Origin of the sequence: Streptomyces sp. NPDC048659 (assembly GCF_040650575.1) — a bacterium.
Classification (GTDB): Bacteria; Actinomycetota; Actinomycetes; order Streptomycetales; family Streptomycetaceae; genus Streptomyces.
Genome location: NZ_JBEZHM010000015.1, coordinates 128624 through 147422, shown reverse-complemented (window position 1 = coordinate 147422; position 18799 = coordinate 128624). Strand labels below are relative to the sequence as shown.

General features: G+C 73.5%; 17 protein-coding genes and 1 rRNA gene. 16 read left to right on the top strand and 2 right to left on the bottom strand.

Going from position 1 to position 18799, the window contains the following annotated elements; all coding sequences use genetic code 11:
* A 5S ribosomal RNA gene (gene rrf / locus AB0C99_RS14730) occupies positions 1–92 on the top strand; the annotation flags it as partial.
* 104 nt (positions 93–196) lie between these two features.
* Here rrf and AB0C99_RS14725 read toward each other — a convergent pair.
* Positions 197–877, bottom strand: a complete 681-nt coding sequence (locus tag AB0C99_RS14725; RefSeq protein ID WP_362474603.1) for a ScbR family autoregulator-binding transcription factor — start codon at positions 875–877, stop codon at positions 197–199.
* 267 nt (positions 878–1144) lie between these two features.
* On the opposite strand from AB0C99_RS14725, the gene AB0C99_RS14720 reads away from it, so the two are divergent.
* The 13 genes from AB0C99_RS14720 to AB0C99_RS14660 all read left to right on the top strand — a co-directional run bounded on the left by AB0C99_RS14720 (position 1145) and on the right by AB0C99_RS14660 (position 14187).
* Positions 1145–2128, top strand: a complete 984-nt coding sequence (locus tag AB0C99_RS14720) for a ScbA/BarX family gamma-butyrolactone biosynthesis protein (protein WP_362474600.1) — start codon at positions 1145–1147, stop codon at positions 2126–2128.
* Between the two features lie 106 nt (positions 2129–2234).
* Positions 2235–2930 carry an HAD family phosphatase gene (locus AB0C99_RS14715; RefSeq protein ID WP_362474597.1) on the top strand — a complete coding sequence of 232 codons (696 nt, stop codon included), beginning with the start codon at positions 2235–2237 and terminating at the stop codon, positions 2928–2930.
* 49 nt (positions 2931–2979) lie between these two features.
* On the top strand, positions 2980–3741 hold the full coding sequence (locus tag AB0C99_RS14710; RefSeq protein WP_362474594.1) for a glucose 1-dehydrogenase: 762 nt from the start codon (positions 2980–2982) through the stop codon (positions 3739–3741).
* 171 nt (positions 3742–3912) lie between these two features.
* Positions 3913–4515, top strand: coding sequence for a TetR/AcrR family transcriptional regulator (locus tag AB0C99_RS14705; protein ID WP_362474592.1), 603 nt, complete (start codon positions 3913–3915; stop codon positions 4513–4515).
* Positions 4516–4733: 218 nt separating this feature from the next.
* A complete protein-coding gene (locus AB0C99_RS14700) occupies positions 4734–5885 on the top strand; it encodes an NAD(P)/FAD-dependent oxidoreductase (RefSeq protein WP_362474589.1) in 1152 nt (383 codons plus the stop codon).
* Positions 5886–5941: 56 nt separating this feature from the next.
* Positions 5942–6235, top strand: coding sequence for a 2Fe-2S iron-sulfur cluster-binding protein (locus AB0C99_RS14695; RefSeq protein WP_362474586.1), 294 nt, complete (start codon positions 5942–5944; stop codon positions 6233–6235).
* 128 nt (positions 6236–6363) lie between these two features.
* On the top strand, positions 6364–7656 hold the full coding sequence (locus AB0C99_RS14690; RefSeq protein WP_362474582.1) for a fatty acid desaturase: 1293 nt from the start codon (positions 6364–6366) through the stop codon (positions 7654–7656).
* A 121-nt stretch (positions 7657–7777) separates the two neighbouring features.
* Positions 7778–8242 (top strand): cobalamin-dependent protein, encoded by a 465-nt coding sequence (locus AB0C99_RS14685; protein ID WP_362474579.1) that lies wholly within the window; start codon positions 7778–7780, stop codon positions 8240–8242.
* Positions 8239–9708, top strand: coding sequence for a methylaspartate mutase (locus AB0C99_RS14680; RefSeq protein ID WP_362474576.1), 1470 nt, complete (start codon positions 8239–8241; stop codon positions 9706–9708). Before AB0C99_RS14685 ends, AB0C99_RS14680 begins: the two co-directional genes overlap by 4 nt.
* Positions 9709–9712: 4 nt before the next feature.
* Positions 9713–10675: a quinone oxidoreductase gene (locus AB0C99_RS14675; protein WP_362474573.1), complete on the top strand. Its 963-nt coding sequence runs from the start codon at positions 9713–9715 to the stop codon at positions 10673–10675.
* On the top strand, positions 10672–11802 hold the full coding sequence (locus tag AB0C99_RS14670; protein ID WP_362474570.1) for an EamA family transporter: 1131 nt from the start codon (positions 10672–10674) through the stop codon (positions 11800–11802). The genes AB0C99_RS14675 and AB0C99_RS14670 overlap by 4 nt, the downstream gene beginning before the upstream one ends.
* Entirely contained in the window at positions 11799–13328 is a 1530-nt protein-coding gene (locus AB0C99_RS14665) for a pyridoxal-dependent decarboxylase (RefSeq protein ID WP_362474568.1), read from the top strand. The genes AB0C99_RS14670 and AB0C99_RS14665 overlap by 4 nt, the downstream gene beginning before the upstream one ends.
* 109 nt (positions 13329–13437) lie before the next feature.
* Complete coding sequence (locus tag AB0C99_RS14660) at positions 13438–14187, top strand: DUF4232 domain-containing protein (protein ID WP_362474566.1); 750 nt, start codon at positions 13438–13440, stop codon at positions 14185–14187.
* A 48-nt stretch (positions 14188–14235) separates the two neighbouring features.
* Here the strand turns inward: AB0C99_RS14660 and AB0C99_RS14655 are convergent, their stop codons facing one another.
* Positions 14236–15366, bottom strand: coding sequence for a pyridoxal-phosphate dependent enzyme (locus tag AB0C99_RS14655; protein WP_362474564.1), 1131 nt, complete (start codon positions 15364–15366; stop codon positions 14236–14238).
* A 191-nt stretch (positions 15367–15557) separates the two neighbouring features.
* Between AB0C99_RS14655 and AB0C99_RS14650 the strand changes: the two genes are divergently transcribed.
* Both AB0C99_RS14650 and AB0C99_RS14645 read left to right on the top strand, forming a co-directional pair.
* On the top strand, positions 15558–17135 hold the full coding sequence (locus tag AB0C99_RS14650; RefSeq protein ID WP_362474561.1) for a S8 family serine peptidase: 1578 nt from the start codon (positions 15558–15560) through the stop codon (positions 17133–17135).
* A gap of 196 nt (positions 17136–17331) precedes the next feature.
* The gene (locus AB0C99_RS14645; RefSeq protein WP_362474558.1) at positions 17332–18768 is read left to right on the top strand and encodes a DUF4190 domain-containing protein; all 1437 of its coding nucleotides are present in this window, start codon (positions 17332–17334) and stop codon (positions 18766–18768) included.
* The last annotated feature ends 31 nt before the right edge of the window (positions 18769–18799 follow it).

The window sequence follows — 18799 nt, the reverse complement described above, 5'->3', positions numbered from 1 at the left end:
CGCCCGGTTACATTCCGAACCCGGAAGCTAAGCCTTTCAGCGCCGATGGTACTGCAGGGGGGACCCTGTGGGAGAGTAGGACGCCGCCGAACAATCATTGTGGGAAAGCCCCGCACCTTATGGTGCGGGGCTTTTCTGCGTTTAGGGGGTGGAGAGGGAGGGGGAGCGAGGGCCCCTTGGGGCCCTCGCCGGCCGGTCAGTGCGTGATGCGCTGCTGTGTCGCCGTCGCCGCCGATGCCGCCTCGCGCAGGGCCGTCCTCGCCCTGGCCGGGTTGACCTCCGTGCGGGCGATGACCGTCGGCACCGCGATGCCGGGCATCAGGAGGCGCCACATGCGGGTCACGCGGTCCACCAGGTCCGCGCGGTCCTCGCTCGCCACCGCCGAGTACGTCTGCATCCCCGTACACGACTCGACGACGAATTCGGCCAATTCCGCGGGCTCGATCCCCGACAGGAGCTCGCCCTTCTCGGCCGCCACGCGCAGGCAGTCCGCCATGATGCGGCTCCAGTCCTGGTACGGCGCGATGTCGCGGAAGCCGAACGAACCCTGCTCGCTCGTGAGGCGGACGCCGGCGCGGAGCACCACGTCCGTCTGGAGCTGGTGCGCCCAGACCAGGGTGATGTCCACCAGGCGCTGCAGGCCCTCCGAGGTGAGCCAGGGGACGATCGAGTCCGGCTGGGCGTTCATCACCGCGCGGGCCAGGTCTTCCTTCGATTTGAAATGGAAGTAGAGAGCCCCTGCGGTCAGGTCGGCCTCGGCCAGGATGCGGTTGATGCTCGCGCCGGCGAAGCCGGACTTGTCGAAGACGACCGCCGCGGCCCGCAGGATCTCCTTACGGGTCTGGATGGCCCTTTCCTGCTTCGGCTGCTGCGCCACGGTACCTCCTAGAACAAACAGAACATTTCTTATGTTACGCAAGGATCGTTGGTGCTGCCAACCTCCCGGGACGAGGGTGGGGGATCTGGGCGGGTAAGAGGGGCATGTGCCGAAATAGCGGGCGTGGCCGAAATCGCTTGGGTAACCAATGAGCCTTCCTTTACTATTTCTTTGCTCAAAACAAAACGAGCATTCTTTATTTTCGACTCTGGAACAGCGTCTGTCACTCGCACCAGCTCTTTTCCATGCTTCTCAGGGGGAATCCAGATGTCCGTCACCGTCGCCAGCGAGAGACCAAGTGACCTGCACGACCTGCTCGCCCGCTCCATACCGAGAGAGTTCGTCCACAAGTCCGTCGAGTCCGAGGTGCTGCTGACCGGCTGGTTCCCGGTCGGGCCCGACCGGTTCGAGGTCACCGCCCGGTGGCCCGTCGACCACGCCTTCTACGGGCCGGTCAACGGGCACCACGATCCGCTGCTGATCGCCGAGACCGTGCGCCAGACCGTACCGTTGCTCAGCCACGCGGCCTACGGCGTGCCCTTCGGGCACCGGCAGACCTGGAGCGCCTTCCGGTACGAGATCGACCCCGCCGCCCTGGTCGCCACCGGCGGCCCCGCCGAGGTCGGGCTGGACATCCGCTGCTCCGACGTGGTCCGGCGGGCCGGGCGGTTCGTCTCCGTGCGCATGGACGTCGAGATGACCGTGAACGGCGCCCGGCTGGGGTGGGTCGAGACCGCCTTCTCCGACATGTCGCCGGCCGTCTACCCGCGGCTGCGCGGCGCCTACGCCGACATCGACGAGGCCGTGCGGCGCTCCGTACCGCTGGCGCCGCCGATGCCGCCGGGCCGGGTCGCCCGGTCGCGCTTCGCCGACGTGGTGCTCGCGCCCACCGACTCGCCGCTCCGCACCGAGCTGCGCGTGGACCACTCGCACCCGTTCCTCTTCGACCACCCGGTCGACCACGCCCCCGGGATGCTGCTGCTGGAGGCCGCCCGGCAGGCCACGCACGTCGCCGCGGGGGACCGGCCGGTGATCGCCAGCGCCATGGACGTCGTCTTCACGCAGTACGTCGAGTTCGACGCCCGCTGCTGGATCCAGGCGGCCATGGAGGACGGCGCCGCGGGGCGGGTCCGCGTGGACGCGGAGCAGAACGGGGTCTCCGCCTTCCGCGCGGTCGTCACCACCACGCCGCTCCGGCCCTCCCGCCGGGCCGGCAAGATTCCCGGGCCGCGCAGCTGCCGGGGGCGTTGACTTCTTTCCGGGCCGCCGGGCCGCCGGGCGGCCGGCCGTGTCGCGTCGGTCGGCCGTTCTTCAGTTCGTTAGTTGTTCGTTCGCTTCTCAGGGGGGAATCGTCATCATGGTTCAGCCGCTCGCCCATCTGCGCCTCTGCGCCGTCAACATCGACGGGGTCATGCTGGAGGACACCTTCAGCCCCGTCATCCACCACTTCCTGGTCAGCCGTGGCGTCACGTACACCGCCGACGTCGAGCGCAGCATCTTCTCCCAGCGGCGGGCCGTCGCCGGGCGGCTGATGGCCGAGGCGATCGGCGGCGGCATGACCGGGGAGCGGGCGCTGGAGGAGTACTTCGAGGAGCGGGCGCGGTTCGTCGCCGAGCACCCGGTGCGGATCAGCGACGGGGCGGTGGAGCTGCTGGAGCGGCTGCGGGCCGCCGGGCTCGCGACCGTCTGCTACGGAGGGCTCGGCAAGGAGCACTTCGACGCCTTCCTCGGCGCGTACGCGGGGCTCTTCAACGAGCCCGGCTACATCTGCACGAACGACGTCAGGCCGGGGCTGCGGGAGATCGCCGCGGACCACTTCGGGCTGGCCTTCGACCAGGTGCTCGTCATCGACGACGTGGCCCGGGTGGGGGAGGAGGCGGGGCGGCTCGGGATGCCGTTCATCGGGCACCCGAGCTCCTTCGAGCACAGTTTCCAGCGGCAGTTGATGACCGAGGCCGGGGTGCGCCATGTGGTGGACTCGCTGCACGCGGTCGACGGGGAGCTGCTGCGGACCGTCGACGCGGAGGCTGCGGCCCTCGGGTCGGGGCGTTGAACGGAATCGGTACGGACAGCGGTACGGACAGAGGGGGAGTGTGAGTTCTATGGGGTTGCTTGACGGCAAGGTGGCCATGGTCACGGGGGCTTCGAGCGGCATCGGGGCGGCGGCCGGGCGGCTGTTCGCGGCCGAGGGCGCGGCGGTGGTGCTGGTCGCGCGGCGCAAGGAGCGGCTGGACGCGCTGGTCGAGGAGATCCGCGCGGCCGGCGGGCGCGCGGTCGCCGCCGCGGCCGACGTGACGGACTCGGCGGCGGTCGAACGGGCCGTCGCGCTGGCGGTGGAGAGCTTCGGCGGGCTGCACGCGGCGTTCAACAACGCGGGGTACGCGACGGCGGGCGTGCCGCTGCACGAGATGGACGAGGCGACGTACGAGCGGACCGTCGGCGTCAACCTGGGCGGCGTCTGGAACTGCATGCGGCACCAGCTGCCGGTGATGCTGGGCTCCGGGGCCGGCGGTTCGATCGTGAACACGTCCAGCGTGGCGGGGCTCAAGGCGACCGGGGCGTCGGCCGCGTACGTCGCCGCCAAGCACGCGGTGATCGGGGTGACGAAGGCGGCGGCCTGGGACTACGCGCGGCAGGGCATCCGGGTCAACGCCCTCGTGGTGGGGGCGACCAGGACCGAGATGATGGACGGCGTCCTCGACGCCTTCCCGGACCTGGAGGAGACCTTCCTGGCCGACTCGCTCCAGCACCGTATGTCGTCGCCCGACGAGGTGGCGCAGGCCGCCCTGTGGCTGTGCAGCGACCGTTCCTCCTTCGTCACGGGCAGCGCCATGGCCGTCGACGGCGGGTCCACCGCGCGGTAGGACGGGCTCTCGTGGGGGCGGCCGGGTCTTCCCGGCCGCCCCTTCGCGCGTTCCGCCCCGGCCGCTTTCGGGTCAATGCCGGTTCGGGGCCCACAAACATACAGAACGCTTGCTATTTTTTGTGCACCAGAAGACGCGGGGGCATCGGAGGCAGAGAAGGGAAGCAGGCGGATGGCTACACAGGTGAGGGCCGTGCGGACGCGCGGCCGGCTGGTCCGGGCGGCGGCGGCCGAGTTCGACGAGGCCGGCTACGAAGGCGCCCGGCTGGCGCACATCAGTGAGCTCGCGGCGGTCTCGATGGGGGCCCTGACCTTTCACTTCCCCGCCAAGTCGGCCCTCGCCGACGCAGTCGAGGAAGAGGGGCTCGCCATCACGAAAGCCCTGGTGGAGCGCCTGTGCGACGGGCGCGCGCCCGGCCTGGAGGGTGTCATCGGGCTGACCGTGGGGCTCGTGGGGCTGCTGGAGGAGGACCTGGTCGTGCGCTCCTCCGTCCGGCTGGCCCGGGAGCGTCCGGGGGGCGCGGGGCGGTGGGCGGAGGTCTGGCTGCCGGCCGTGCGGGACCAGTTGGTGGCGGCGTACGAGGGTGGGCGCTCGCCCCGGGTCGAGGAGCTGAGACAGACCCTCGCCGACATGGTGGTCTATCTGCTCGCAGGGGCGGAATCCCAGGTCAGAGCGGGTGCACAGGGGCCTTCCAGCGTCACGCGCAGCGTCGCGGAGCGGATGGAGCGGATCTGGCGGCTGGCGCTGGCCGGGGTGTCGCCGGCCGGGGCCTGAGGGTCGCTTGAGGCCCGCTTGGGGGCCGCGTGAGGGGTGCTTGATGGGTGCCCCCGGGGGGTGTCCCGGGGGCTCGTCAGGTGGGGGTGGCATCGAAAACCCCTAGAAAAACAAAGCGAACGTTCTGTATGGTTCATCGGGTCGGGGGGCGATCCGTCCTCCGGGGCGCGTGCCCATCGGGCGTTCGCTTGGCGCATCGCAGAGAAACGGGGAAGTCCGTGAACGAAGTCGCCGGGACCACGGTGGATGTCGCGATCGTCGGCGCCGGGCCCGCCGGGCTCTACGGCGCCTACTACGCCGGCTTCCGCGGCCTGTCCGTCGCGGTGATCGACGCCCTCGACGAGCCGGGCGGCCAGGTCTCCGCGATGTACCCCGAGAAGCTGCTGTACGACGTGGCCGGACACCCCGGCATCAAGGGCCGGCAGCTCATCGACAACCTGCTCGCGCAGGCCGCGCCCTTCGGCACCACGTACCTCCTCGGCCGCACGGCCGTCAGCCTCACCCCGCGCGGGGAGGGCTGGACGCTCGGCGCCGACGACGGCACCCGGATCCACGCGGGCGCCGTCGTGGTCGCCGCCGGGCTCGGCCGCTTCGTCCCGCGCAAGCTGCCCTGCTCGATCCCGTACGAGGGCAGGGGCGTCGCCTACCACGTGCCCCGGCTCGGCGACCACGCCGGGCGGGACGTGGTGGTCGTCGGCGGCGGCGACAGCGCCGTCGACTGGGCGCTCGCGCTGGAGCCGATCGCCCGCAGCGTGACCCTGGTCCACCGGCGGGCCGCCTTCCGGGCCCACGACTACAGCGTCCGGCAGCTCCGCGCCTCCTCGGTGCGGATCCTCACCGACGCGCAGGTCGTGGCCTGCCACGGCGACGGCCGGCTCGAACGGGTCGAGGTCCGCGCGGGCGACCGGACCCTGGAACTGCCCGCCGGCGCGCTGGTCGCGGCGCTCGGCTTCTCCTCCGGGCTCGGCCCGGTCGGCGACTGGGGCCTGGAGCTGGAGCACCGCCGGATCCGGGTGGACCAGTCCATGCGGACCAGCCTGCCGGGGGTGTACGCGGTCGGCGACGGCTGCGTCTACCCGGGCCGGGTGCCGCTGATCTCCGTCGGCTTCGGCGAGGCGGGCACCGCGGTCAACCACGCGGCGGTCGCCCTGCGGCCGGGGGAGCGGCTGGCGCCGGAGCACTCCTCCGACACGGTGCCGGCGGCTCCCGCTCCCGCTCCTGTGCCTGATTCCGAGCCCGGTGCCGTCGCCGCTCCTGCCGCCGTACCCGAGCCCGGCGCCGTACCCGCTCTCGCCGCCGTACCCGCTCCCGGCGCCGTGCCCGCCGCCGTACCCGTACCCGTACCCGCGCCGCTCGCCGTGCTCGTCTGAGCCCGGTCCCGGCGCGCACCCACCACTCCCACCCGTACAGAGGGGACCTGGAAGCGATGAAGCACACGCTCACACTCATGCCGGACGGCGTCGAGGTGGCCCTGGCGCAGGGCTCGCCCCTGACGGACATCGAGTACGAGACGTCCGAGCCGCTGATCCCGTTCGGCTGCCGTTCCGGTGCCTGCGGCGCCTGTGTCGTCGAGGTCATCGACGGCGCCGAGGCCCTCGGCGAGCGCGACCCCGAGGAGGCCGACTTCCTGGAGGACCTGGGCTGGGCCGACGGCAACCACCGTCTCGCCTGCCAGTGCCGCCTCCTGGCCGCCGCGACCGTCCGCGTCGTCGACCAGTAGCACCGGACCCCCTCCGGCCCTCCTCCCCTCCGGCCCCTCCTCCTCTCTTCCCGCCCTCCCGTCAGCGCGAAAGGCCCGTCCGCCGGCCGCACCCGGTCACCCCACACATCGAGTCTCCAGGAGTCCTCATGTCCGTGATCAACCCGGAAGCCCCCGCCGCCCGCCGCGCCGCCCCGGCCGGGCCCCCGGCCCAGGAGCGGGCGGGGTCCGTGCGGCCACAGCCCCGGCCGCAGGCGCCCGCCGCCGTCGAGCCGCGCCAGAGCATGGCCGTGCTGCCCGGCTTCCTCCAGTACCCGCTGACGGTCTTCACCGGCCGCGCCCTGCCCGGCCAGCGCTCCCTCCGCTGGACGCCCACCTTCCACCTGGCGACCGCGACGGCCTCGCTCCTCGTCGGCCTCGGCGTCAGCGTCACCGGATACGCGCTCGGCGGCCTCGCGCTGCTGCTGCTTCTTCCCGGCTGGGCGATGACCCTGCACGGGATGCGCAACCTCCGGATGATGGTCTACCACCAGTGCTCGCACCGGAACATGTACCGCAGCCGAAAGCCCGACAAGGCCATCGGCCACGCGATATCGAGCCTGCTCGTCATCCAGAACTTCGCCCGCTACAGCCGTGAGCACGTCGCCGACCACCACGCCTTGGGCCACATGACCCTCCAGGACCCCACGGTGCAGGCGTTCCTGGTCAGCCTCGACATGCACCCGGGCATGACCCGGCGGCAGATGTGGCGCCGGCTGCTGCTCAAGCTGGTCTCGCCGCGCTTCCACTTCGCCTTCTCGGTCTCCCGGATCCTGTCCTTCTCCAAGGAGTCGGCCCGCAGCGAGAAGGTCACCGCGCTCGCCCTGTACGGCACCGCCGTCGCCGCCACCGTCCTGACCGGCACCTGGCAGGCGCTGCTCGTCGTCTGGTTCGTGCCGCTCGTCCCGCTCTTCCAGATCAGCAACACCCTGCGCCTGTGCGTGAAGCACACCTTCCCGGTCAAGGGCGTCGAGGACCGCCGCAGCCGCGCCTACTTCACCTCGCTGACCAACGCGATCTTCATCGGCGACGCGGCCCCCTCGCCCGAGCTGCCCGCCGTCCGGCGCGCCCTCGGCTGGGCCCGCTGGACGCTGCGGACGCTGTTCGTGCACGCCCCGGCCCGCTACCTGGTGCTCACCGGCGACACCGTCGTCCACGACTACCACCACCGCCACCCGCGCAGCGACGACTGGTCGAACTACATCTTCGCCCGGCAGCGGGACGCCGAGGAGGCCCTCGCGGCCGGCGACCCCAACCGGCCGCCGTACCACGAGGTGTGGGGCCTGGTCCCCGCGATCAGCTACGTCTTCGACTCGCTGTCCGCCGCCGACGCGGAGGAGTTCGACGTGAAGCGCCTCAAGTCCGTCAGCAAGCGCGAGCTGTTCGCCGCCTTCGACGACTGAGCCGCCGCCGAGCGCCCGCCCGGGGCCCTCGCGGCCCCGGCCCGGCGCCGCGCGCCCAGCACCGAGTGCCGAGCGCCCCGCCTCCCCACCGTCTGCCCACTCCGGATTCAGGAACCCATCGATGCGAACCACCTCCCCCCAGGAACAAGCGGCTCGTACGGTCATCCTCGGCGTCGCCGCCAGTGACAGCCACGCCGTGGCCAACCACCTCATCGCCTACTCGCTGCGCGGCCTCGGCTTCGACGTCGTCAACCTCGGCACCTGCACCCCCGTCGACGAGTTCGCCGAGGCGTGCGCCCGGCACCCCGAGGCCGAGGCCGTCGTCATCGGCAGCCTCAACGGGCACGTCCACGAGGACCTGCGCGGCCTCGACCGGGCCAAGCAGTCCGGCCGGATCGGCTGCCCCGTCATCGTCGGCGGCAACCTCTCGGTCGGCAGCCACAAGGACGGCTCCTCGCACGAGCGGCTGTACGCGGCCGGGGTCGACCACATCCTGTCCGACCCCTCCGAACTGCCGGGCCTGCTCGACGCGCTGCGCGCCGAGCGGGAGCGCACCGCCGTGGCCGCCGGGCGGGCCGCCTCATGAGCCTGACCTCGCTCCCGGCCCGGGGCCCGGCCCCGCACCCCGACCTGGCGGCGGCCCCGCTGCCGACGCCGGCCGAGTCCGCCGCGTACATCCGCGCGCTCGGCAAGCCCACCGCGGCCGAGGTCCTCGACCGGTGCCGCGCCCAGGGCCGGGTCGCCATCCAGCCGCGCTGCGGCGTCGGCGGCCACGAGGAGATGAAGGCGCTCCTCGCCACCCTGGAGGCCGAGGCCAGGCCCGACATCCTCACCCTGACCATCGACTCGCACACCCGGCTGCTGCGCTTCGAGGAGGCCCTGCGCACCCTCAACCTGCGCCCCGCCGACCTCAACGGCTACCCGATGGTCGCGCACGGCTGGCGGCGCGGGCGCGAGCTCAACGAGCTGGTCGCCGCCCCGCTGGAGATCCGGCACGGCTCCCCGGACGCCCGCACCCTGTTCGACGTCTCCGTGGCCTCCGGCATCACCTCCTTCGAGGGCGGCGGCATCTCGTACAACCTGCCCTACTCCAAGGCCGTGCCGCTCGCCGACTCCCTCGGCGCCTGGCAGGACGTGGACCGGCGGTGCGGCGAGCTCGCCGAGCACGGGGTGGTCGTCGACCGCGAGCTGTTCGGCACGCTCACCGCCGTGCTCGTGCCGCCGTCGATCAGCCTCGCCATCAGCGTCCTGGAGGCCGTCCTGGCCGCCCGCGCCGGTGTCCGCTGCATCTCCGTCGCCTATCCGCAGGGCGGCCACCTCGCCCAGGACGTCGCGGCGCTGCGCGCCATCGCCGTCCTCGCCGAGCGCTACCTGCCGGACGGCGTCACGGTCCACGCGGTGCTCCACGAGTTCATGGGCGTCTTCCCGCGCGACCGGGGCAACGCCGAGGACCTGATCTTCTACGGGGCCCTGGTCGCCCGCCTCGGCGGCGCCTCCAAGCTGATCACCAAGACCCACCAGGAGGCGTACGGGATCCCCGACACGACCGCCAACGTGGAGGGGCTCCGGCTCGCCGACCGCGCCAACTCGCCGCTGCTCGACTTCATCCGGGTCGACGAGGACCAGGTCGCCCGGGAGCTGGAGTGGATCCTGGCCGAGGTCGCCGACCTGGTCGAGCCGCTGCTGGCCGCCCCCGACCTGATCGGGGCGGTCGTCGGGGCCTTCGCCGAGGGCCGCCTCGACATCCCGTTCAGCGCCAGCCGCTACGCCCGCTCCGACCTCATCCCGCGCCGCGACCGCACGGGCGCCATCCGCTACCTGTCCACCGGCGCGCTGCCCTTCTCCGCCGCCCACGTGGCCCGCAACACCGAGCTGCTGCACGCGGTGGACGGCCCGGACCCGGCCCTGGACGCGCTGATGCGCGGACTGACCGGCGACATCAACCACTTCCGCCACGTGTTCCGCGAGGAGGAGCGGCCCACCGCCGCCCCCGTCCCCGTCTCTTCCCCCGCCCCCGTCCCCGCCGCCGTGCTCACCGAACCGAGGAACTGATCCGATGCGAGCCGTCCATGTCACCGAGGCCGGTGCCCCCTCCGCCCTCGTCCCCACCGAGCTGCCCGAACCGGCCGCCCTCCCCGGCCAGGTCGTCGTCCGCAACGCCGCCATCGGCCTCAACTTCATCGACGTCTACTACCGCAACGGCACCTACCCGGCCGCGTACCCGCTGGTCCCGGGCCAGGAGGCGGCCGGCGTCGTGACCTCCGTCGGCGAGGGTGTCGACGAGATCACCGTCGGCGACCGGGTCGCCTACGCCACCCAGCTCGGCGCCTACGCCGAGTCCACCGCCGTCCCCGCCGCCAAGCTGGTCTCCGTACCGGAGAGCGTCAGCCTCGACGACGCGGCGGCCGTGCTGCTCCAGGGCCTGGCCGCGCACTACCTCAGCCACACCAGCCACCCGGTGGCCGCCGGCGAGACCGTCGTCGTCCTCGCCGCGGCGGGCGGCCTCGGCCGGCTGCTCACCCAGCTCGCCGCGCACCGGGGCGCCACCGTCGTCGCCGTCGCCTCCACCAAGGAGAAGCGCGAGACCGCCCTCGCGGCCGGCGCCCACCACGCCGTGCCCTACGAGGACTTCGACACCGCCGTCCGCGAACTCACCGGCGGCGAGGGCGCCCACGCGGTCTACGACTCGGTCGGCGCCGCCACCTTCGAGACCAGCGTGAAGGCGCTGCGCCGCCGCGGCACCCTCGTCGTCTGCGGCCTGTCCAGCGGCCCCGTACCGCCCTTCGACATCGAGCTGCTGCGCACCTCGGGCTCGCTCTACCTGACCCGTCCGACCCTCGCCGACCACGTGCCGGACGCGGCCTCGCTGCGGTCGGCGGCGGCCGAGCTGTTCCGTTACGTCGCCCAAGGTGTCGTCCGTCCCGAGGTGGGCGCCCGGCTGCCGCTGGCCGAGGCGGCGCGGGCGCACGAGCTGCTCGAAGGGCGCGGCACGACCGGCAAGGTGCTGCTGACGCCATGAGTGTCGACATCGGAACGAGCGCGCCGACGGGCACGGGTACGGGCGCGGTGGCGGTGGCGGGGCGGGCCCGTCGGGGCCTCGGCCTCGGCGTGGTCCCGGCGCCCGCGCTCATGTTCGTCGGCATGGTCAGCACCCAGCTCGGCGCGGCCTTCGCCAAGCAGCTGTTCGGCACCGTGGGACCGGCGACCATCACCCTGATGCGGCTCGGCTTCTCGGCCCTCGTGCTGCTGCTGTGGTGGCGGCCCTCGCTGCGCCTGGACCGGCGCACGGCCGGTTCGGTGGCGGCGCTCGGCGTGGCCATCGCGGGCATGAACATCTGCTTCTACCTGGCCATGGCCCGGATGCCGGTCGGCGTGGCGCTGACCGTCGGCATGGCCGGACCGCTGGCCGTCGCGGGCCTCGCCTCGCGGCGCGCCGCCGACCGGCTGTGGATCGTGCTCGCCGCCCTCGGCATCGCGCTGCTCGGCTGGCAGGGCGGCGCGGCCGGGCTCACCGGGCTGCTGATCGCGCTGGCCTGCGCCGTCTTCTGGGGCTCCTACGTGCCGCTGTCGAAGCGGGTCGGCGCGGTGCTGCCGGGCGGCGGCGGGCTCGCGCTCGCCATGGCCTTCGGCACGCTCTGCTCGCTGCCCGCCGGGCTCGCCGAGGGGGCCGGGACGCTGGCCCGGCCCGAGGTGCTGGCCTTCGGCTTCGGCGTCGCGATGCTGTCCTCGCTCGTCCCGTACACCTGCGAGATGGAGACCCTGCGCCGGGTGTCCGCCACCGTCTTCGGCGTGCTGCTCAGCCTGGAGCCGGCGATCGGCGCGCTGGTCGCCCTGCTCGTGCTGAGCGAGACGCTCTCGCTCGCCCAGGCCGCCGGTCTGGTGGCGGTGGTCGTCGCCTCGATCGGCGTCATCCGCGGCTCCCGCAAGGCGGATCCCGGGACGGGGCGTGATCCGGAGCCCGTACGCGGGGCCGGGCGCGGGGCCGGAGCCGGAGCCGGAGCCGGAGCCGAGCCCGGGCGCGATCCCGGAGCCGGACCCGGGCGCGGCCCCGGAGCCGTACCCGTACCCGACTCCGACCCCGGCGCCCGCCCCGCCCCCGTACCGGCCTCCCCTCCCGTCCTCACCGAAGGAAGCGACAAGTCATGATCTCCACCGGCAGCAAGGCAGCGCTCGCGGGCCGACCCGAGGGCCTGGAGCAGCTTCGGGCCCTCCTGGACGGGGCGCTCGGCGCGCTCGGGGACGCCGCCCTCAAGCGCGGCGGACCCGTCGCGGCGGGCGGACCGGAGGCGGCGGTGGCCGCGGTGGCCGAGCTGCTGGGCGACGGGCGCTTCCTCGCCGAGGAGCCCGCCGCCGGGAAGGTGACGGAGCTGTTCGAGGCGTACGCCCGCTGGTCCGTCGACCTCACCCACCCCTCGGCCGTGGCCCGGATGCAGTGCGCCCCGACGGCCGCGTCCGCCGCCGCCGAGCTGCTCGCCGCCGCGCTCAACCAGTCGCTGCACGCCTGGGAGAGCGGGCCGTTCGCGCTGGAGCTGGAGCGGCGGCTGATCGCCGAGATGGCCTCCTGGGTCGGCTTCGGCGCCGGGGCGGGCGGCACCCTGACGCCGGGCGGCTCGATCTCGAACCTGATGGGGCTGCTGTTCGCCCGCGACCGGGCCCTGAAGGACTCCGGCGAGGCGGGCGAGGCGGGCGGGGTGTCGGCGGCCGGGCTCGCGGGCCGCACGGTCCGGCCCCGGATCCTGTGCTCCGCCGCCGCCCACTTCTCGGTCGCCCGCGCCGCCGGGTTCCTCGGCCTCGGCCGGTCCGCCGTGGTGAAGGTGCCGGTGGACGACCGGGGCCGGATGCTCGCCGCCGAGGCCCGCCGGATCGTCGAGGGCTTCGCGCCCGACGAGGTGCCCGTCGCCCTCGTCGCCACGGCCGGCACCACCGACCACGGCTCCTTCGACCCGCTGCCCGAACTGGCGTACCTGGCCGCCGAGTTCGGCATCTGGCTGCACGTGGACGCCGCGTACGGCATCGGCGCGCTGTTCTCGCGGACGCTGGCCCCGCTGCTGACCGGCCTCGACCGGGCCGACTCGGTCGCCTTCGACCTGCACAAGTTCGGGTGGGTGCCCGCCTCGTCGAGCGTGGTCGTGGTGCGCGAGCGGCGGCACATGGAGTGCCTGGACGAGCAGGCGGTCTACCTCAACCCCTCCGACGACGAGGCCCTCGGCTTCACCGCCCTGCTCGGCACCTCGCTCCAGACCACCCGCCGCTCCGACGCCCTCAAGATGGCCGCGACCCTGCTCACGGTCGGCCGCGAGGGCATGGGCGACTGGGTGGACGCCTGCCACGCGCAGGCCCGGTACGCGGCGGGCCGGATCGCCGCCGCCGAGGGCCTGGAGCTGCTCGCCGAGCCGCTGCTGAGCACGGTCATCTTCCGCTGCGCGTCCGGCGACGGCACCGCCGAGGCCGACGAGAGCGCCCTGAACGCGGCGGTGCGGCGGCGGCTGATGACGGACGGGAAGGCGCTGCTGGCCCGCACGAAGATCGCCGGACCGGACGGCACCCCGCGGGTGCACCTGAAGCTGGTGTTCCTCAACCCGACGACGACCGAGGACGACATCGACGCCCTGCTCGCGGACGTGTCGGCCGCCGCGCGCGGGCTCGCGGAGGAGGCGGCAACGGGGCGTTAGCGGTACGCAAGCGGGACGGCAGGGCGGAGGGGGAAAGTAAGTGGTGTCGGCATCGAACGGGGAGGCCGGCGGACCGAACCACCTTCTTTACCTACGGGGGAGCACCATCATGCGTACGCAGCGCAAGAGCACCGTCCTGGCCGTCACCGCCGTCGCCGTCCTCTCGCTGGGCCTCACCGCCTGCGGCGGCGGCGACGGCACCAGCCGCGACGAGGGCGCCGCGGCGCCGGCCCAGGGCCAGGCGGGCGGCTCGACGGGCGGCTCGGGGGACGCGACCACCACCGGCGCCTCGACCAAGGGCGGCGCCTCGACGGGCGGGACCTCCGGCGGCGGCACGGCGGGCGGTTCGACGGCGGGCGCCTCGACGGCCGGCGCCTCGACCGGCGGGTCCGCCAAGAACGCCTCGACCGGCAAGTCCTCGGCGAACGCGCCCGCCTGCGCGTACAACGACGTGAAGATCACGGCGGCGAAGGCCGACGAGACGCCGACCGAGCACATCACCCTCACGGCGACCAACACCTCGGGCAAGACCTGCCGCCTCTACGGCTACCCGCTGATCGCCTTCGGCCCGATCCAGACCGCCAAGGACGTCCCGGCCGTCGCCAAGAGCAAGCCCGCCGCCCCGGTGGTGCTCCAGCCCGGCGCGCCCGCGTACGCCAACGTGCGGATCGCGCTCGGCGGCGTGCACGAGGACAACAAGGTCGTGAGCAGCTTCAACGTCAATCTCTTCGCGGGCTCCGACCCGGCCGAGGGCAGCGTCGTCGTCAAGGCCCCGGCGGGCGGCCTGGCCGTCGACGAGGCCGCCGCGAAGACCGGCTACTGGACGTACGAGCTCCGCAACGGCGCCGACGAGTTCTGATCCCGACCGGATCCCGCCCTTTCCGGACCGACTGCGCCGCCTGCCCCCTCAGGCGGCCAGTCCCGTTTTCGCCCCCGCCCCGCACAGCGGCAGCACCGTCGTGCCGGGGCGTTCGGGCGCGGCGCGGACGGCCGCCCAGCAGGCGGCGCCGGTCGGTTCGACGTACAGGCCCCGGCGGGCGAGGTCGAGCTGGGCGGCCCGCAGCTGCTCCTCGGTGACGGTGCGGAAGGTGCCGCCACAGGCGCGTACCGCGCGCAGGATCCGGGCGGCGCGCGGGGGCGCGGGGATGGCGATGCCCTCGGCGAGGGTGGGGCGGACCGGGGCGGGGGCCGCGGGCTCGGCGGCGCCCGCGCGGAAGGCGGCGGCCAGCGGGGCGACCGCCTCGGCCTGGACGGCGACGAGCACCGGGCGCCGCTCCACGAGCTCGTGGGCCAGCAGCTCCTCGACGGCGAGGGCGGCGCCGAGCAGCAGGGTCCCGTTGCCGACGGGCAGCACGAGGGTGTCGGGGAGCCGGCCGCCGAGGTCCTCCCAGAGCTCGTAGACGTAGGTCTTGGTGCCGTGCAGGAAGTGCGGGTTGTACACGTGCGAGGCGTAGAAGACGCCGGGCTCGTCGGCCGCGGCGCGGGCGGCCCGCGCGGTGGCCTCGCGGTCGCCGGGGACGACTACGGTCCGGGCGCCGTGGGCGCGGATCTGCTCCAGCTTCTTGGCGGAGGTGGCCTCGGGGACGTACACGGCGCAGTCGAGCCCGGCGCGGGCGCAGTAGGCGGCGATCGCGGTGCCCGCGTTGCCGCTGCTGTCGGCGAGCACGGTACGGGGGCCGAGCCGGCGGGCGAGTTCGGCGAGCATGACGGCGCCGCGGTCCTTGAAGGACAGGGTCGGCATGAGGAAGTCGAGCTTGGCCGAGACGGCGCCGTCGAGGGGGACCAGCGGGGTGCGGCCCTCGCCGAGGGTCACATGGGGTGCCTGGGTGCCGTGGGCCGGTTCGGTCGCGAGCGGCAGGGCCTCCTCGTACCGCCACAGGGAATTCACCCGTGACGCGAGGGACGGGAGCGACACGGGTGCCGCGGTGAACTCCAGGTCCCAGGGACCGCGGCAGCGCGGGCAGCACCAGGTGAGCGAGGAATCGGGGGCGTGGACCTGGCAGCGGGGGCACACGTAGGCGGTCATGGGCGCCAGCATGGCAGCGGTGTGGCGGGTATGTGACGTCGTATCAGGCACCCTTGTGCGATTCCTGTGAATCCGCGAGCCTTTCGCTCGGCACCCCGACACGACGAACGGCCCGGGCATCCCTGTGGCCTTTGTCATGCACCTGTCGTGGATCTGCCGTACCCCCACACAGCAGCGCACCACCAATGAGGAGGACCCCTCACATGTCCGTGATGCGTGATTCCAGGCGCAGGCCGGCCGCCGCGAGCGCCGTCGCCGTCGCCGCCCTCGCGCTCGGCTCCCTCGCCGCCGTCCCGGCCACCGCCGCCGGGACCGGCGCCGAAGGCGTCATCCTGAACGCCGGAGCCGAGGGCACCGTCGCCAACAGCTACATCGTCACCCTCCGCGAGTCCGCCGCGCAGGCGGAGACCGCGCGGGGCCGGGCGGTCGCGACGAAGTTCGGCGCGAAGATCAAGCGGACGTACACCGCCGCCCTCAACGGCTACTCGGTCGAGCTCTCCGAGGCGCAGGCGCGCAAGCTCGCCGCCGACCCCGCCGTCGAGAAGGTCAGCCAGAACCGCGTCTTCCACGTCGACGGCACCCAGCCCTCCCCGCCGTCCTGGGGCCTGGACCGGATCGACCAGAAGGCCCTCCCGCTGAACCAGAGCTACACCTACCCGGACAGCGCGGGCCAGGGCGTCACGGCGTACATCATCGACACCGGCGTCCGCATCACCCACGGCGACTTCGGCGGGCGCGCCTCCTACGGCTACGACGCCATCGACAACGACAACACCGCGCAGGACGGGCACGGCCACGGCACCCACGTCGCCGGCACCGTCGCGGGCAACGCGTACGGCGTCGCCAAGAAGGCGAAGATCGTCGGCGTCCGCGTCCTCGACAACTCCGGCTCCGGCACCACCGAGCAGGTCGTCGCGGGCATCGACTGGGTGACGGCGAACGCGGTCAAGCCGGCCGTCGCCAACATGAGCCTCGGCGGCGGGGTCGACTCCGTCCTCGACGACGCCGTGCGCCGCTCCATCGCCTCCGGCGTCACCTACGGCGTGGCCGCGGGCAACGAGACCGACAACGCGGCCAACCACTCGCCCGCCCGGGTCGCCGAGGCGATCACGGTCGGCGCGACGACGTCGACCGACGCCAAGGCCAGCTACTCCAACTTCGGCGCGGGCCTCGACCTGTTCGCCCCCGGCTCGTCCATCACCTCGTCCTGGAACAGCAGCGACTCGGCGACCAACACCATCTCCGGTACGTCGATGGCGACCCCGCACGTCGTCGGCGCCGCCGCCCTGTGGCTGGCCGACAACCCGACGGCCACCCCGGCGCAGGTCGCCACGGCCCTGGTGAACGCGGCGACCCCGAACGTCGTCACCAGCCCCGGCACCGGCTCCCCGAACCGGCTGCTCTTCGTCGGCGGCGGCGGCACCACCCCGCCGCCCGGCAAGAAGTTCGAGAACACCACGGACTACGCGATCAACGACAACGCGACCGTCGAGTCCCCGGTCACCGTCACCGGCGTCACGGGCAACGCCCCGGCCGCCCTCCAGGTCCCGGTGAACATCGCGCACACCTACATCGGCGACCTCCAGGTCCAGCTGATCGCCCCCGACGGCTCGGCCTACACCCTGAAGGCGTTCGGCACCGGCGGCAGCACGGACAACATCAACACCACCTACACCGTGAACGCCTCCTCCGAGGTCGCGAACGGCACCTGGAAGCTGCGGGTCACGGACAACGCCGCGGCCGACACCGGCAAGATCGACTCCTGGGCGCTGCAGTTCTGACGCTCGGCGGGACGGCGAGGGCCTGAGCGCGCCGCGCGGGCCCGTGTGACGGGGGAGGGGGTGGTCGCCGGAGCCGGCGGCCACCCCCTCGGCGCGGTCCGGGGCCGATACCGGATACCGGTAAGGGCCACGGACCACGTACGATGCGCGCGCCCGTTCGATCGCCGATCCGCCCGCCCCGAGGAGCCCCGTACTCGTGGACCCGTCCCAGCCGCCCCAGGATTCTCCGGCCCCGGGAACCCCGACACCACCCGCCGACGAGCAGCCCAAGGTGGGGCTTGAGAAGGCTCCCGCCGCGGCCGAGCCGGTGGCCGCGGAGGCCGCTGAGCCTGTGCCCGCCGAGCCGGTTGCTCCCGTGGCTGCCGCGCCCGAGTCGGCTCCGGCCGTCGAGCCCGCGCCCGCTCCCGCCGCGCCCGCGCCGGTCCCCGCTCCCGTGCCCGCGCCGCCCGCCGCTCCGTTCGGGGCGCCCGCCGGGGCGGTGCCGCCGGGCCCGTACGGTGCCCCCGGCCCGTACCCCGGCGCCCCGGGCCCCTACGGGCCGCCCGGCGTGCCCGGGATGCCCGGCGCGCCCGGTCCGTACGGCCCCTACGGTCCCGGCGCCCCCGGCCCCTACGGCGCGCCGCCCCGGCCCGGGACCAACGGGCTGGCCGTCGCCTCCTTCGTGACCGGGATCGTCTGCTGCCTGCCGCCCCTCGGGCTGGTCCTCGGCCTGGTCGCGCTGCCGCAGATCAGGAAGAAGGGCCAGACTGGCAAGGGCTTCGCCATCGCGGGCATAGCCCTGTCCACGGTGAGCTGCCTGCTCATCGTGCTCGGCTTCGTGACCGGGAGCTTCACCGTGTTCTGGGACGGCGTACGGGAGGGGGCCGACAAGGCCGCCTCGTCGAAGTCCGCGTTCTCGCTGCGCAAGGGCGAGTGCTTCGACGTGCCCGGCTCGATGGAGTCGTACACCTCGGACGTCCGGATCGTCGACTGCGCCAAGCCCCACGAGGGCGAGGTCACCGGGAACTTCAAGATCACCGGCTACGACAAGTGGCCGGGCGAGAAGGCCCTCGACAGCCTCGCCGAGGGACGCTGCCAGGACATCAACGACGCCTACACGCTGGACAAGTGGGCCGTCCCCGACGACGTCTGGACCTACTACTACCTGCCCACCAGCATCTCCTGGCGGGGCGGCGACCGTACGGTGACCTGCACCTACGGCACCGACAAGCAGCCGTTCGCCGGCTCCCTGCGCCGGGACGGGCTGACCCTCACCGCCGACCAGCACGCCTTCCTGCTGGCCGTCAACGCGATCGACACGGCCCTGATGAAGGAGCCCGAGGAAGACGCCGACGTGGACCTTGCCGCCAACCGGGCGTGGGCCCAGGAGGTGTTCTCGACCGTCACGGCGGAGAGCCAGGGGCTGCGCACGCGCGGCTGGCCCGCCAACGCCGCCGGGCCGGTCGCCGAGCTCTCGAAGAAGCTCGACACGGCCGCGAAGTCCTGGCGCAAGGTCGCGGGCGCGAAGGACGAGGAGACGTTCTGGGCGGAGTACGACCAGGCGTTCGACACTCTCGCCCCGAAGATCGAGGCCCCGGCCCGCCGGGCGCTCGGCCTCGCGGACTCCAGCACCCACGGCAACGAGAAGGTCTGACCGGCCCGCCAGGGCCGCCGGCCCACGGCTG

Bases quoted from the DNA above. Each gene is read 5' to 3' on its own strand.
- AB0C99_RS14720 (WP_362474600.1), top strand. From the start codon at position 1,145: ATGTCCGTCACCGTCGCCAGCGAGAGACCAAGTGACCTGCACGACCTG.
- AB0C99_RS14715 (WP_362474597.1), top strand. From the start codon at position 2,235: ATGGTTCAGCCGCTCGCCCATCTGCGCCTCTGCGCCGTCAACATCGAC.
- AB0C99_RS14710 (WP_362474594.1), top strand. From the start codon at position 2,980: ATGGGGTTGCTTGACGGCAAGGTGGCCATGGTCACGGGGGCTTCGAGC.
- AB0C99_RS14705 (WP_362474592.1), top strand. From the start codon at position 3,913: ATGGCTACACAGGTGAGGGCCGTGCGGACGCGCGGCCGGCTGGTCCGG.
- AB0C99_RS14695 (WP_362474586.1), top strand. From the start codon at position 5,942: ATGAAGCACACGCTCACACTCATGCCGGACGGCGTCGAGGTGGCCCTG.
- AB0C99_RS14690 (WP_362474582.1), top strand. From the start codon at position 6,364: ATGTCCGTGATCAACCCGGAAGCCCCCGCCGCCCGCCGCGCCGCCCCG.
- AB0C99_RS14685 (WP_362474579.1), top strand. From the start codon at position 7,778: ATGCGAACCACCTCCCCCCAGGAACAAGCGGCTCGTACGGTCATCCTC.
- AB0C99_RS14680 (WP_362474576.1), top strand. From the start codon at position 8,239: ATGAGCCTGACCTCGCTCCCGGCCCGGGGCCCGGCCCCGCACCCCGAC.
- AB0C99_RS14675 (WP_362474573.1), top strand. From the start codon at position 9,713: ATGCGAGCCGTCCATGTCACCGAGGCCGGTGCCCCCTCCGCCCTCGTC.
- AB0C99_RS14670 (WP_362474570.1), top strand. From the start codon at position 10,672: ATGAGTGTCGACATCGGAACGAGCGCGCCGACGGGCACGGGTACGGGC.
- AB0C99_RS14665 (WP_362474568.1), top strand. From the start codon at position 11,799: ATGATCTCCACCGGCAGCAAGGCAGCGCTCGCGGGCCGACCCGAGGGC.
- AB0C99_RS14660 (WP_362474566.1), top strand. From the start codon at position 13,438: ATGCGTACGCAGCGCAAGAGCACCGTCCTGGCCGTCACCGCCGTCGCC.
- AB0C99_RS14655 (WP_362474564.1), bottom strand. From the start codon at position 15,366: ATGCTGGCGCCCATGACCGCCTACGTGTGCCCCCGCTGCCAGGTCCAC.
- AB0C99_RS14650 (WP_362474561.1), top strand. From the start codon at position 15,558: ATGTCCGTGATGCGTGATTCCAGGCGCAGGCCGGCCGCCGCGAGCGCC.